Raw genomic sequence first — 14439 nt, forward strand, 5'->3', positions numbered from 1 at the left:
AAGGGATTTTAGCCGCCGCCGACGCGCGCGACATCGTGGATGTTGGCTTCGAACGCGGCGTTGAGGGCCTCGTCTCCGCTCAGGCCGGAGGCTTTGGCTTTGTCGATGGCCGCGAGCATGCGCTTATAGTCCTTCGGCATGACCTTGACGAACTTCGGCGCGAGGCTTTCCCACTGGGCCAGCACTTGCTTGGCCCGCGTGCTGCCGGTGTACTCGGCGTGGCGCTCGATGAGGCGTTTGACCTCTTCGGCTTCGGCTCCTTCGAGCTTTTCCAGGCCGACCATCTGCTGGTTGCAGCGGCACGGGAAGGTGCCCGCCTCGTCAAGGACGTAGGCGACGCCGCCGCTCATGCCCGCCGCGAAGTTGCGCCCGGTGGCTCCGAGCACGACGACTTTGCCGCCGGTCATGTATTCGCAACCGTGGTCGCCCACGGCTTCGACGACCGCGCTGGCCCCGGAGTTACGGACGGCGAAGCGCTCGCCCGCGCCGCCGCGGATGTAGGCCTCGCCGCTGGTCGCACCGTAGAGGGCGACGTTACCGGCGATGATGTTTTCCTCCGGGACGAAGGTGGAACCGGCCGCCGGGTAGAGGATGATTTTCCCGCCGGAGAGGCCCTTGCCGATGTAGTCGTTGGTGTCGCCTTCGAGTTCGAGCGTGACGCCCTTGGGAACGAACGCGCCAAAGCTCTGGCCCGCCGAGCCCTTGAAGTGGAGGTGCACGGTGTCCTCGGGCAACCCGGCCGCGCCATACTTCTTGGTGATCTCGTTGCCGAGGATGGTGCCGACGACGCGGTTGACGTTGCGGATGGCGACGGTCGCCTTGACTTTCTCGCCCTTCTCCAGCGCCGGTTTGGCGATTTCGAGGAGCGTGGTGACGTCGAGGGATTTGTCGATGCCGTGATCCTGGGCCATCTGGCAGTAGCGCCCGATTTCGGGGCCGACTTCCGGCTGGTAGAGGATGGCGGAGAGATCGACGCCCTTGGCCTTCCAGTGTTCGATGGCCTTGCGGGCTTCGAGCGCTTCGGTGTGGCCGACCATTTCGTTCAAGGTGCGGAAGCCGAGCTTGGCCATGAATTCGCGGGCCTCGGTGGCGACGAACTTCATGAAGTTGACGACGTAGGCGGGATCGCCGGTGAAGCGCTTGCGCAGCTCCGGGTTCTGGGTGGCGACGCCGACGGGGCAGGTGTTCAGATGGCAGACGCGCATCATGATGCAGCCCAGCGTGACGAGCGGTGCGGTGGCGAAGCCGAATTCTTCCGCACCCAGGAGCGCGGCGATGACGACGTCGCGGCCGGTTTTGAGCTGGCCGTCGGTTTCCACCATGATCCGGCTGCGGAGGTTGTTGAGAACGAGCGTCTGGTGCGTTTCCGCCAGGCCGAGCTCCCACGGGAGACCCGCGTGCTTGGTGCTGGTTTGCGGGGAAGCGCCCGTGCCGCCGTCGAAGCCGGAGACGAGGACCACGTCAGCGTGCGCCTTGGCGACGCCAGCGGCAATGGTGCCGACGCCAACTTCGGAGACGAGCTTGACGCTGATGCGGGCCTCGCGGTTCGCATTCTTGAGGTCGTGGATCAACTCCGCGAGATCCTCAATGGAGTAAATGTCGTGGTGCGGGGGCGGCGAGATAAGGCCGACGCCCGGGGTGGAGTGACGGGTCTTGGCGACCCACGGGTAGACCTTGGAGCCAGGGAGCTGGCCGCCTTCGCCGGGCTTGGCACCCTGGGCCATCTTGATCTGGATTTCCTGGGCGTTGGTGAGGTATTCGCTCGTGACGCCGAAGCGGCCGGAAGCCACTTGCTTGATCGCGCTCTTCTTGGAGTCGCCATTCGGGAGCGGCTTGAAGCGCTCGGGGTCTTCGCCGCCTTCGCCGGTGTTCGACTTGCCGCCGATCCGGTTCATGGCGATGGCCATGGCTTCGTGGGCTTCCTTGGAGATGGAACCGTAGGACATGGCGCCCGTTTTGAAGCGCTTCATGATCGCCTCGATGGGCTCGACTTCATCGATCGGCACTGGCTGACGGTCTGCAAAACCGAGCAGGCCACGGAGGGTGTAGAGCTGGGTATCCTGCTCGTTGACGAGCGCGGCGTACTGCTTGAAGGCGTCGTAGCTGTCGGTCCGGACGGCCTTTTGCAGGGCGTGGATGGTGAGCGGGTTAAAGAGGTGCGCTTCGCCGTCCGCGCGCCATTGGTATTCGCCGCCGACTTCGAGCGTGGGGCTCGTGGTCTGCGCGTAGGCGTGCTTGTGGCGGAGCTGCACTTCGCCCGCGATGACGTCCAGGCCCGCGCCTTCGATGCGGGAGGCGGTCCAGGTGAAATACTTCTCGATAACCTCGTGGTTCAGGCCGACGGCCTCGAAGATCTGCGCGCCCCGGTAGCTCTGGATGGTGGAAATGCCCATCTTGGAGGCTACCTTGACGACGCCCTTCGTAGCGGCCTTGGTGTAGTGCTTGACGGCGGTTTTGTGATCGACGCCCGGAAGCAGGCCCTGGCGGATCATGTCGTCCAGGGTCTCCAGGGCGAGGTACGGGTTGACCGCGCCGACGCCGTAGCCCAGGAGCAACGCGAAGTGGTGTACCTGGCGCGGTTCGCCGGATTCGAGCACCAGGCCGGTGCGCGTGCGGGTGCCTTCGCGGATCAGGTGGTGGTGCAGACCGGCCACGGCGAGCAGCGAGGGGATCGGGGCATGGGTTTCGTCAACTCCACGGTCGGAGAGGATGATCAAATTGATGCCGCTGGCGATGGCGGCGTCGGCCTTCGCGCAGAGATCGTCAAAGGCGGCTTCGAGGGCCTTGGCGGCTTCCTCGTTGCTGCCCGCCGGGTTGAAGAGGATCGGCAGCGTGATGGATTTGAACTGCCCCTCGGCGATGTGCTTCAATTTCGCGAGTTCCTCGTTGGAGAGGATGGGCGACTGGAGCTCGATCAAGTGGCAGCTTTCCGGCTCGGGCTTGAGCAGGTTGCGCTCGGCCCCGATGGTGGTCTGGGTCGAGGTGATGATCTCTTCGCGGATCGAGTCGATCGGCGGGTTGGTGACCTGCGCGAAGAGTTGCTTAAAGTAATCGAAAAGCGGGTGAACCTTGTTGGAGAGGATCGCCAGCGGGGTGTCGGTGCCCATGGAGCCGATGGCCTCAACGCCGTCGCGGGCCATGGGGACCATGAGCTTGCGAAGTTCTTCGAAGGTGTAGCCGAAGGCCTGCTGACGGGTCAGCACGGTGGCGTGGTCGGGCTCGGGAACCTCGGGGGCATCGGCGACCTTGGCCAGCTCGATCATGTGCTGGTTGATCCATTCGCGGTAGGGGTGCTCCTTGGCAATCGCGCTCTTGATCTCCTCGTCGGCGACGATCCGGCCTTCCTGCATGTTCACGAGGAACATGCGGCCCGGCTGGAGGCGGCCTTTCTTGGCGATGTTCTCCGGGGCGATGGGCAGAACGCCCGCTTCGGAGGCCATGACGACCAGGTCGTCTTTGGTGACGTAGTAGCGCGAGGGGCGCAGACCGTTACGGTCGAGTACCGCGCCGATGAAGGTGCCGTCGGTGAACGCGATGGAGGCGGGGCCGTCCCACGGTTCCATCAGGCAGGAGTGGTATTCGTAGAAGGCCTTGCGCTCGTCGCTCATGGACTCGTGGGCGGTCCACGGCTCGGGGATCATCATCATGACCGCGTGCGGCAGGGAGCGGCCGGAAAGGGTGAGGAGCTCCAGGCAGTTGTCGAACATTGCGGAGTCGGACCCGTTGGGGTCGATGACCGGAAGGACTTTCTTCAAGTCGTCGCCGAAGAGTTCGCTCTCGAAGAGGGACTGGCGGGCTTTCATCCAGTTGATGTTGCCGCGCAGGGTGTTGATTTCGCCGTTGTGGGCGATGTAGCGGTACGGGTGCGAACGCTCCCAGCTCGGGAAGGTGTTCGTGCTGAAGCGCGAGTGGACCAGCGCGAGGGCGCTCTCCACATCGGGGTCAGCGAGGTCGAGGAAGTACTCGCCCACCTGGACGGGCATGAGCATGCCCTTAAAGATCATCGTGCGGGCGGAGAGGCTGGCGACGTACCAGAAGGGGCTCCGGCCCGAGAGGCGGATCTCGTTCATCGCCCGCTGGCGGATGACGTAGAGCTTCCGCTCGAAGGCGAGGTCGTCTTTACACGAAACGCCCCGGCCGATGAAGACCTGCATCATCGTGGGCTCGGAGGCCTTGGCGGTGTTGCCGAGGGTCGAGTTGTCGGTGGGCATTTTGCGCCAACCGAGCAGCGTCTGGCCTTCTTCGGCGACGATCTTGGCGAAAGTGGCTTCGTCCTGAGCGCGAGCGGCAGCCTCGGGAGCGGCGAAAACGACGCCCGCGCCGTACTGGCCGGCTTCGGGGAGTTCGATGCCCTCGGCCTTGGCCGCTTTCTTCAAAAACTTGTGGGGCATCTGGATCAAAATGCCCGCGCCGTCACCGGTATTCGTTTCGGCACCCACGGCGCCGCGATGGTCGAGGTTGAGGAGGACCGTCAGCGCCTGCTCGACAATATCGTGCGACTTTCGGCCTTTCATGTGCGTCACGAATCCGACGCCGCAGGCGTCGTGTTCGAACTGCGGATCGTAGAGGCCTTGCTTCGGGGGTAGTCCGTTGATGGGCGTTGTCTGCATCTTCTTCTTTTCGTTATAGGACGGCAGCTTCGACTATTCGCACAAGAACCCGGTGTGCGCCAGGGCTGGTTTTAGGAACGGTGTCGTAATCTGGAACATTCGAAGCGGTGATTTTTCGCGATATATTGGTCTTTTCGCGGGTTGGTAATAGCAGCATTCCTGGAAAAATTTTCAATGTTCTTCTTGCAAAATTTACAGGCAACCGAGGTCGTAGCGCCTTTTATGCCGTTTTCGCAAAAAAAGAGAGGGACCGCACAATCACCGCAAAGCCACCCCAGGTCACCCGGTTTATTCTGAAAAATTCCGCAATAGCGCAAGATTGACACGATCCTCGGCCATTTCCTTTCCCTTGGGCGTTTCGAGCACCTTCGGGATGGCGGCGAACCGGGGGTCTTGCATCAGGAACTGGAAGGGCGCGAGGCCGATCTTCCCCTTGCCCAGGTGCTCGTGGCGGTCCACGTGCGAGCCGAGGCCCACTTTGGAGTCGTTACAATGGACGGCTACCAGGCGCTGGAGGCCGATAACCTGGTCGAATTTCTCAAACGTCTCGCGCGCACCGGCTTGCGTGGAAATATCGTACCCCGCCGCGAAGACGTGGGCGGTATCCAGGCAGACGCAAAGGCGCTCGGGGGTTTGGCAATGAGCGATGATCCAGGCCAGCTCCTCAAAGGTGTGCCCAATGGAGCTCCCCTGCCCCGCCGTGGTCTCCAGAGCGACCTTGGTCTTGACCTTCGGGATCGCCGCAAAGACCTCATCCAGCCCCGCCACGATCTTGGCCAGGCCCACCGCCTCCCCCTCGCCCATGTGGGCCCCGGGATGGAGGACCAGGAAGGGAAGCCCGAGCTGATCGGCGCGCAATAATTCTTCCCGCAAGGCGCGCCGGGACTTCTCCGCGAAGTCCGGATTAGCCGCCGCCAAGTTGATTAAATAGCCACTGTGGCCAAAAATCGACCGCAGCTCGCCCCGGCGCGGGTGCTGGGTAAATGCGCTCACCTCCGCGTCAGAGAACGGCCCCGGCGCGAACCACTGCATGTTGTTTTTGACGAAAATCTGCATCGCCGTGGCTTCAACGGAGAGCGCGCGATCAATCGCCAGCGCCGCGCCACCGCTGATGGACATGTGGGCTCCGATGAGGGGACGGAAGGGCGCTTTCGGTTTCATATCGGGCCAAAATACCCGCCGGAAAGCGCCGGGCAAAGACCGAAGGCGAGTTTTTCCCCTCCGAGAACCTACAGGTCGGTAAAACTACCGACTATCGGGGAGATCGAAGAGGAGTAGGCTCTCCTCAGTTTCGTTCCCCGTTCTCCCTATTCCCATGAAACAACGCATCTTTGTCTCCTCTGTCCTCTTGCTGGCGCTCGCCGCCCTCCCTGCCGTGGTCTTCGCGGCGGGAACCGACAACGTGGCCCTCAAGTGTCCTTACGTCTCCAGCGATCCCAATGTCAGCGGCTGGGATCAGCCCGGCCTGACCGATGGCGACCCGAGCGCCAACCCCAAAAACTGCTGGGCTTCCGGCGTTACCGCCATGTTCCCGAAATTCGTCACCGTGGACCTCGGCAAAGACCGCGAGGTGCAGACTGTCGCCGTCTCGGTGCCGCAGTTCGGGTCAACCAAAACCGTCGAGGTTTCCCTCAGCACCGACAACGCCACCTTCACCCCATTTGCCAAGAAGGAATTTCAGCAAAGCAAGGCGGAGCGAGCCGTCCTCACCGGGCCCAAGACCCCGGCCCGCTATGTGCGCCTGACCTACCCCGACCGGTACGAAACGCAGGTTCAATTCAGCCCCAACTACGTCTTCACCAGCGAGCTGGAAGTCTACGAATGCCCGGCAACGGAGCTCACGGCGAAGGCCGCGGTCACCCCCGCCGTCAAGGACTCCTTCCGCCACCAGCAGTTCCTTAACCGGATCAAGGCCGGACCGGTCGGCCTCCTCTTCCTGGGCGATTCGATCACCGACTTCTGGGGCCGCACGGGCGAGCTGACCTGGCTTAAATTCGCCCCCTACTCCCCGGCAAACTTCGGCATCAGCGGCGACCGCACCCAGCACGTCCTCTGGCGCATCAACAACGGCGAGCTTAACGGCATCTCCCCCAAGGCCACCGTCATCATGATCGGCACCAACAACGTCCGGGACGACGCTCCCGAGACCACGGCCGAGGGCGTCAAAGCCATCGTGGAGACCGTGCGCCAGAAGCTGCCGCAGACCAAGATCCTGCTCCTGGGCATCTTCCCGCGCGACGCCGCGGCCTCCGAGGCCCGGAAAAAGAACGCCGCCGTCAACGGGATCATCTCCAAGCTGGACGACGGCAAATCGGTCTTCTACCTCGACATCGGCTCCGCATTCCTGGACGACAAGGGCGAAATCTCCTCCGAGATCATGCCCGACAAGCTCCACCCATCGGCCAAGGGCTACGAGCTCTGGTACAACGCCCTGATGCCCAAGCTCACCGAGTTTTTGAAATAGTCGAGCACCTCTTCCCTCGCCCACTCGCTCATTTCCTACGAGGGCTGGCGCGGCGGCGGCTTCCGGGTACGCCGTCGCGCCTATTTTTTTCCAGGGGGCCTCCCTGGCCGCCGATTTAGTATCCCACGGTAAACCGCGCGCGCCGGTGGGCCGGGTGCTCCAGTTCATCCGCCAGCGCGATGGCAAAGTCGGCCATCGAAATGCGGCTCACCCCGTCTTCGCCCACGAGCAAGCGGTCGCCCCCCAGGCGGAATTTCCCGGTACGTGCTCCGTCCGGATCAAAGAAAGCCGAGGGCGAAATAAACGTCCAGTCCAGGTCCTTTTCGCCCCGGAGCGCCTCCAGGAACGCGCGCCCCGCAAGCGACTCCCCTTTGTACGGGGCCGGGAACTCCGGCGTATCGACCAGCTGAACCCCGGGCGATACCTCCAAGCTCCCCGCGCCCCCCACCACCACCAGCCGGGGAACACCCGCCTCCTTCACGGCGTCGATGATGGCGCGCACGTCGGTCGAAAGAAACATGACCGAGTGCACCACCGCGTCGTGCCCCCGGACCAGCTCAACAAGGCGGGCTTTGTCTTTTACATCGCCCGCCGCGAGGCTCAGCCCCGGCTTGGGAGAGAGTTTCTCCGGATGTCGGGCGATCCCCGTCACGGTATGGCCTCGCTGGAGGAGTTCTTCCACCAACAGGTGGCCTTCATGCCCGGTTGCACCAAGGATTGCGATGTTCATAGCCTGGCTTTCTGTACTTATGTTTGTTACGGTTTGAGTTATAGAAAAAATCAGTCCGCCTTTGCCCCGGCCATCACGTCGCCGAGCACTTGGGCAATGGTGACTTTGCCCAGTTCCCGCTCCAGCCCCGCCTGGGCCTGCATGAAGTAGCCGACCAGCCCGCGCTGGATGTTCTTGCCAATGAGGCAGCGGGGGTTGGGCGTTTTATTGTGCATGGCAAAGACAGCCCCCGGGTTCACGTATTTGTAAACCTCCAGGAGCGTGATCGACTCTGGCCCGCGCAGCAGCTCCCAGCCGCCTGCCGCGCCGCCCTGCGAACGGACCAGCCCCGCCTTGCGTAGCGTGGCCAGCAGCCGCCGGATGACCACCGGGTTCGTATTAACGCTCCCGGCAATGCATTCCGACGTCAAGTGATCCCCCCGCTGGCAAGCCAGTAGGCAGAGGACATGAATGGCGACGGTGAGGCGACTATTAACCATGGGACGTATGTAACAAATATAGTTACAAATCCATTTCCGTCAACCGGCATTTACCCCCAAGCCCCGCGAGCCCGGCGGAAAAGCCTAGCGGTTTACATTTCCGGAGCCGTCACATTCCCGTACCAGAAGCGACGCATGGGCAGATCATCCACGGGCCTCGATCCGACCGGGTCCAGCACCGCCCCCTGCGGATCGAGCGGTATGATGTCCTTGAAGCCCTTGCCGTCGCCGCCCACGGCCTCGGGGTCGAGCTTCTCGCCAACCGCCAGGCAGTCCACCTTCCCGAACGCCCTCAGGAAGTCGCCCAAAACAAAAGCCACGTTGCTCGCCCCCGCCGAGGCCTTCAACGCCGCAGAGGTGGCGGCGACAATAGAGGGAGCCATGCTGGCATATCGCGGCCCGAGCACCCCGGCCACCGCCTGCCCGATGGCCACGATCCGGTCGTGGTTGGCCTGCACGGTACCGGGAAGCGATACCGTCAGCGTTCCCACGCTCTCGGCGATTGCCGTACGAACCTGCGCAACCGAAGCCCCTTGCGACAACTTGCCAAGCAGCGCCTGGGTAAACGCCGCCGCGATCTCTGGAGCCAGCCGGACGAGCTGAGGCTGGGCGGCAAACTCCGCGCCGAGGGCGGCGACAATCGAGCTAGCCTGCGAGAGCGGGGCCGCCGCCACGACCGCTCGGATAATCGCCGGTGCGTCACCCTGCTGACGATGGGAAATGATGACCTTGGCGGTAACAGAGGGCAGGCGGCTCGGGGCCCCTTGCGCCTCCCGCAGGATCGTATCGGCCGCAGGCGGGGGAAGCTCACAGTTCAGCGCATCCGGGATCTTCAGAACATTCGGCTCCGCCGCGGCCCGATGCACCGGAAGACACACAACTGTGATCGTGAAAAAAGCGGTGTCCAGAAAAACCGGCACCAAGGACCCGACAAAGGGGTGTTTTTTCATACGACAGATAGAGTGAATCAGGCAAGAATCCTGCTTGCCAACACATCGACTTCCCGCCCGGTTATGCTCCTACCTGTTCTACCGTAAACCGTTCGCCTAAAAGGTATTGCTATATTCCACGGCACGAGATCTTCCCCCTCCCGGAAATCGAATCCGACCGGCACAAAACACCGGGCTTTACCCCGGCGGCATGGGGCCTTATGGTTTGCGGGAATGTTCCGTTTTCAAACACTTTGGGAAGCCCGTTGGATCTTCGGGGTTTTGTTCGTCCTCACCGCCCTCCTTTGGACCGCGCGCCGGCGGATCACCTGGGTCCCCGCTCTGCTGGGAGCCCTCCTCATCCTGTTTTCCATCTCCTTTTTCCGCGATCCGGACCGCGTCCCCCCGGCTGACCCGCTGGCCGTCGTGGCCGCCGCCGACGGTGTCGTGCACGACGTCGACATCATCGAAGAACCCGAAGTCGTGAAGGGCAAAATGCAGCGCGTAGGCATCTTCCTCTCCGTATTCAACGTCCACACCAACCGCGCCCCCATCGCCGGTAAAGTCACCTACTCCCAGGAGCACGAAGGCCTCTACCTCGACGCCCGCGATCCCAATGCCAGCGGTAAAAACGCCTGCCGGACCTGGGGCTTTCAGAGTGGCCAGACCACCCTGGTCGTGCGGCAGCTGACCGGCCTCATCGCGCGCCGCATCGTCGGCTGGAGCCACGTTGGCGACACCGTGGCCAAAGGCGAACGCTTCGGCATGATCCGCTTCGGCTCCCGAACGGAAATCTACCTCCCCCTCGACGCCGAAATCACCGTAAAACAGGGCGACCGAGTGGAAGCGGGCACCTCGATCATTGCCCGCCTCAAGCAGCAGCCGTAGAACCTCCTTTTTCCCCTTCCCTTTTGACATGAGCGATTCGAAGTGCGATTCCCCCAAGATTTACCTCCTGCCCAACCTGATGACGGCGGGCAACCTCTTCTGCGGCTTTGCCGCCACCATGCTCATCGTGCGCGGCACCGTCGCCCAGGAGCTGGGCGAGCCGGATCTCTTTTTCTTTAACCAGACCTACTTTCATTCCGCCATCTGGCTCATCCTGATCGCCTGCATCTTTGACATGCTCGACGGCCGCCTGGCCCGCCTCGGCGGCCATGAGAGCGACTTTGGCCGGGAGTTCGACTCCTTGGCCGACGTCATCTCCTTCGGCGTCGCCCCCGCCATGATGCTCTACAAGATCGTCCTCCAGGGCTTCCCCTACGGCTGGGCCATCTCCTTCCTCTACCTCCTCTGCGGTGCGCTGCGCCTGGCCCGCTTCAACTGCCTGGCGGCGAAAAGCACCGGGTGCGACAAAGATTTTCGCGGCTTCCCCATCCCCGCCGCGGCGGGCGTCATCGCGTCCGTCACCCTTTTCATCCTCTGGTGGGAAGGCAAAGACCGCGAATTGATCGGCGTGTGGCGCTACCTGCTCGTAGCGCTGATGATTTTCCTCTCGTTTATGATGTTCTCGGGCTTCAAATACCCGAGCTTCAAGCGGGTTAACTGGCGCACCAAAGGGTCCATCCCGGTCTTCATCGCCATCTTCTTGGTCCTGATCTTCACCGCCATCAACTACATCTGGATGCCGGCGGTACTCTTCATCACCTACCTCCTCTACGGCTTCCTGCGCCCCTTCCTCTCCAAGCAAATGCGCCAGGAGATCGAAGACGACTCCGAGGAGAGCGACTCCCAGCCCCCGCAGCCGCCCGTGCCCCCCACGCAGGGGTAAAAAAACCCGCCCTTTTTTCAAGGCGCTTCATTTTCCCCTTGCAGTTGACTGACCGGTCAACTACATTCCCTTCATGAAGCCCGCCTGCGATACTCGGGAAAAACTGCTCCACGTGGCGCTGCGCCTCGTCTGGGAGGCCAGCTATGGCTCCGTGAGCGTAGATGATATCTGCCGCCAGGCCGGGGTTAAAAAAGGGAGCTTCTATTACTTCTTCCCCTCGAAGTCCGACCTCACAGCCGCCGCGATGCAGATGCATTGGGAAGAGCAGAAGGCCGACCTCGACGCGATCTTCTCGCCTCAACGCACCGCATCCGAGCGGATCAGCGCCTATTGCGACTACACGCGCTCCCGCCAGGCCGCCAAACGGGAGCAGTATGGCAAAGTCTGCGGCTGCCCGATGGTAACGCTTGGGGCCGAGCTGAGCACCCAGGACGAAACCATTCGCCGGAAAACCGCCGAGATCATGGACGGCTACGTCGCCTACTTTGCCTCCGCCGCCCGCGACCTCCCCGGGGTCCCCGATCCCATTGCCGTCGGGCGCTGCCTTTTCGCCTATTCGCAGGGCCTACTGCTCCAGGCCAAGGTGCACAACGATCTCTCCCCCCTGAACGAACTGAAGCCGGGCATGCTCCGGTTTCTGGAAATGCAGTCTTAAAGCGCAGTCCTAAACCAACCGATCCAACCTATGAGCCAACCCACGCTATTCGATCCTGTCCAAATCGGCGACCTTCACTTGCCCAACCGCATCATCATGGCCCCGCTCACCCGCTGCCGTTCCGGGAAAGAGCGCATCCCCAACGACCTGATGGTGGAATACTACCGCCAGCGCTCCGGCGCGGGCCTCATCCTGAGCGAAGCCACGGCCATCGCGCCCCAGGGCGTCGGCTACCCCGACACCCCCGGCATCTGGACCCAGGAACAAGTGGAAGGCTGGCGCAAAGTCACCACCGCCGTCCACCACTCCGGCGGCCACATCGCCCTGCAACTCTGGCACGTCGGCCGCGTTTCGGACCCGATTTACCACAACGGCGCGCTACCGGTAGCCCCGAGCGCCATCGCGCTGAGCGGGCACGTCCGGCTCGTGCGGCCCCTGCGGCCCTACGTAACGCCCCGCGCTCTGGAGCTGGATGAAATCCCGGGCATCATCGAGGCCTACCGCCAGGCGGCCATCAACGCCAAGGAAGCCGGGTTCGACGCCGTGGAAATCCACGGAGCCAACGGCTACCTGCTCGACCAATTCCTGCACGACGGCTCCAACCACCGCACCGACATCTACGGCGGCTCCATTGAGAACCGCGCGCGGCTGCTTCTGGAAGTCACCGACGCCGTGGTCTCCGTCTGGGGGGCGGGCCGCGTCGGCGTCCACCTCGCCCCGCGCGGCGATTCGCAGGACATGGCCGACTCCAACCCACTGGCCCTCTTCACCTACGTCGCCCGGGAGCTGGGCAAGCGGAAGATCGCCTTCGTCTGTGCCCGCGAGAAGCTCGGCCCGGACCGGATTGGGCCGGTGCTCAAGAAGGAATTCGGCGGCATCTGGATCGCCAACGAGCAGTTCACGCGCGAAACCGGCAACGAAGTCCTCGCGGCAGGCGAAGCCGATGCCATAGCCTTCGGCATCCCCTACCTCGCCAACCCGGACCTGCCCGCGCGCTTCGCCCTCGACGAGCCGCTCAACGAGCCCGACAAAGAGACCTTCTACGGCGAAGGCCCGAAGGGGTACACGGATTACCCGTTCCTAAAATAGACCATTCCATGGAAACGACGCTACCTGATCTCGCTTTCGCCGCCGACCCGGCCCTGTGCAACCGCTGCGGCCGCTGCGTGGCGGATTGCCCCGCCAAAATCCTGGCCCTTCCCAGTGAAGGGCCCGTAGAGCTGATCCTCGAAAAATCCGGGAAATGCTATCAATGCCAGCACTGCCTGGCCATTTGTCCGCACGGGGCCATCTCCATCCTCGGCCGCGACCCACGGGAGAGCCTTCCGCTGGCAGGCAACCTCCCCTCGGCACGGAGCATGGAGGTTCTCGTGCGCGGCCGACGCTCCACCCGATCCTACAAGCAGGAAAACCTCCCCGCGAAGCAGATTCGGGAACTACTGGAGATCGCCAACGCCTCCCCCACGGGCGCCAACCGCCGGAGCGTTCGCTGGACGGTGATCGACGACCGCGCCAAGCTCGATGGATTCCGCGAAAAGCTCCTCGACGGCATCGAAAAAGCCATCGCCAAGCAAGCGCTCCCACCCGAGCGCGAAACGTTCGCCAGTTTCCCCCGCTTGTGGAAGGAACAAAAGGTGGACATCCTCTTCCGGGGCGCGCCGCATTTTGTCGTCACCTCGGTTCCCCGGAACGCGAGGACGCCTCAGGTCGATGGGATCATCGCGTTGAGCTACTTTGAGCTTCTGGCCCAAACGCGCGGCATCGCCACCGTCTGGGATGGCCTGGCCTACTGGGCCATCACCGAGTTTGTCCCGGAAGCGCGGCACTGGCTGGGCATCCCCGAGGACGACGTGATCTGCTACTGCATGGCCTTCGGATTGCCGAAAATCCCCTTTCAGCGAACCGTGCAACACACGCCGCCGGAGGTGAACTGGGTCCGCTGACCCCGCCAGAGCGGTCCGGGGGATCAGCCTTGGGGAACGCGGGGCCGCCTTACGAAGCTTCCGTTCCGACCCGCCTCACAAACCGCTCGATTTTAAGCGCCTTGCCGGTGGTTTCGTCCACGTCCACGATGGCTCCGTGGAGAGCCACCGGCCCCTTGGCCACCGGGAAAGTCGCCGGAAGGCTGCTGACAAAGCGGTTCACAATCGGCTCGATCTGCCGCCCGAGGATCGACTCCACCGGGCCGCACATCCCGGCGTCGCACAGGAAAGCCGTGCCGCCGGGGAAAATCTGTTCATCGGCCGTCTGAACGTGCGTGTGGGTGCCCACCACGGCGGAAACCCGGCCATCCAGGAAGCGCCCCGTGGCCACCTTCTCGCTGGTCGTCTCGGCGTGGATATCCACGAAAATCACGACCGTCTCCTCGCGCATCCGGGCCACCTCGACCTCCAGGGCGCGGAAGGGGTTCTCCAGCGGCGGCTGCATAAAGGTACGCCCCTGCACCTGGATGACGCCCACCTTGCCCTTGGCCGTCTCCAGCACCACGCTCCCCTGGCCGGGGGTAGCCGGAGGGTAATTGAGCGGACGGAGCAGACGCGGCTCAGTATCGATATAGTTGAGGATCTCCTTTTGGTCCCAGATGTGGTCACCGGTCGTCACCACGGCCGCGCCCGCGCGCAGCAGATCGATGGTAATCTTAGGGGTTATGCCGCGCCCCCCGGCGGCGTTCTCGCCGTTGACGATGGCAAAATCGAGGCCATACTCCTGTTTCAGCTCCGGCAGAAGCCCGATCACCGCGCTGCGGCCCGGTTCGCCCACCACGTCACCCAGGAACAAAATACGTAACATACAGTCTGTTC

At 63.1% G+C, this 14439-nt stretch carries 12 protein-coding genes; 6 read left to right on the forward strand and 6 right to left on the reverse strand.

What is annotated here, in order from left to right:
• Positions 1–8: 8 nt before the first annotated feature.
• Positions 9–4610: a glutamate synthase large subunit gene (gene gltB / locus B2828_RS15070; RefSeq protein ID WP_479634594.1), complete on the reverse strand. Its 4602-nt coding sequence runs from the start codon at positions 4608–4610 to the stop codon at positions 9–11.
• Positions 4611–4898: 288 nt separating this feature from the next.
• Complete coding sequence (locus tag B2828_RS15075; protein ID WP_479634595.1) at positions 4899–5771, reverse strand: deoxyribonuclease IV; 873 nt, start codon at positions 5769–5771, stop codon at positions 4899–4901.
• A gap of 154 nt (positions 5772–5925) precedes the next feature.
• Here B2828_RS15075 and B2828_RS15080 point away from each other — a divergent pair, with 154 nt between their 5' ends.
• Positions 5926–7074, forward strand: a complete 1149-nt coding sequence (locus B2828_RS15080) for a GDSL-type esterase/lipase family protein (protein ID WP_479634596.1) — start codon at positions 5926–5928, stop codon at positions 7072–7074.
• A 115-nt stretch (positions 7075–7189) separates the two neighbouring features.
• Here B2828_RS15080 and B2828_RS15085 read toward each other — a convergent pair whose 3' ends face one another.
• From B2828_RS15085 to B2828_RS15095, 3 genes are all read right to left on the reverse strand, one after another.
• On the reverse strand, positions 7190–7804 hold the full coding sequence (locus tag B2828_RS15085; protein WP_479634597.1) for an NAD(P)-dependent oxidoreductase: 615 nt from the start codon (positions 7802–7804) through the stop codon (positions 7190–7192).
• Positions 7805–7854: 50 nt separating this feature from the next.
• On the reverse strand, positions 7855–8283 hold the full coding sequence (locus tag B2828_RS15090) for an Rrf2 family transcriptional regulator (protein WP_479634598.1): 429 nt from the start codon (positions 8281–8283) through the stop codon (positions 7855–7857).
• Between the two features lie 92 nt (positions 8284–8375).
• Positions 8376–9233 carry a hypothetical protein gene (locus B2828_RS15095; RefSeq protein WP_479634599.1) on the reverse strand — a complete coding sequence of 286 codons (858 nt, stop codon included), beginning with the start codon at positions 9231–9233 and terminating at the stop codon, positions 8376–8378.
• A gap of 213 nt (positions 9234–9446) precedes the next feature.
• Between B2828_RS15095 and B2828_RS15100 the strand changes: the two genes are divergently transcribed.
• The 5 genes from B2828_RS15100 (at position 9447) to B2828_RS15120 (ending at position 13581) form a co-directional block, all read left to right on the forward strand.
• The gene (locus B2828_RS15100; protein ID WP_479634600.1) at positions 9447–10100 is read left to right on the forward strand and encodes a phosphatidylserine decarboxylase; all 654 of its coding nucleotides are present in this window, start codon (positions 9447–9449) and stop codon (positions 10098–10100) included.
• 28 nt (positions 10101–10128) lie between these two features.
• A complete protein-coding gene (pssA, locus tag B2828_RS15105; protein WP_479634601.1) occupies positions 10129–10983 on the forward strand; it encodes a CDP-diacylglycerol--serine O-phosphatidyltransferase in 855 nt (284 codons plus the stop codon).
• A 73-nt stretch (positions 10984–11056) separates the two neighbouring features.
• Positions 11057–11638, forward strand: coding sequence for a TetR/AcrR family transcriptional regulator (locus B2828_RS15110; RefSeq protein ID WP_479634602.1), 582 nt, complete (start codon positions 11057–11059; stop codon positions 11636–11638).
• A 30-nt stretch (positions 11639–11668) separates the two neighbouring features.
• On the forward strand, positions 11669–12727 hold the full coding sequence (locus tag B2828_RS15115; protein ID WP_479634603.1) for an alkene reductase: 1059 nt from the start codon (positions 11669–11671) through the stop codon (positions 12725–12727).
• An 8-nt stretch (positions 12728–12735) separates the two neighbouring features.
• Positions 12736–13581: a nitroreductase family protein gene (locus B2828_RS15120; RefSeq protein ID WP_479634604.1), complete on the forward strand. Its 846-nt coding sequence runs from the start codon at positions 12736–12738 to the stop codon at positions 13579–13581.
• 49 nt (positions 13582–13630) lie between these two features.
• Here B2828_RS15120 and B2828_RS15125 read toward each other — a convergent pair whose 3' ends face one another.
• Positions 13631–14428 carry a TIGR00282 family metallophosphoesterase gene (locus tag B2828_RS15125; RefSeq protein ID WP_479634605.1) on the reverse strand — a complete coding sequence of 266 codons (798 nt, stop codon included), beginning with the start codon at positions 14426–14428 and terminating at the stop codon, positions 13631–13633.
• Positions 14429–14439 lie beyond the last annotated feature (11 nt).

Source organism: Spartobacteria bacterium UBA695, from assembly GCA_002298145.1.
Lineage (GTDB): Bacteria > Verrucomicrobiota > Verrucomicrobiia > Chthoniobacterales > Chthoniobacteraceae > UBA695.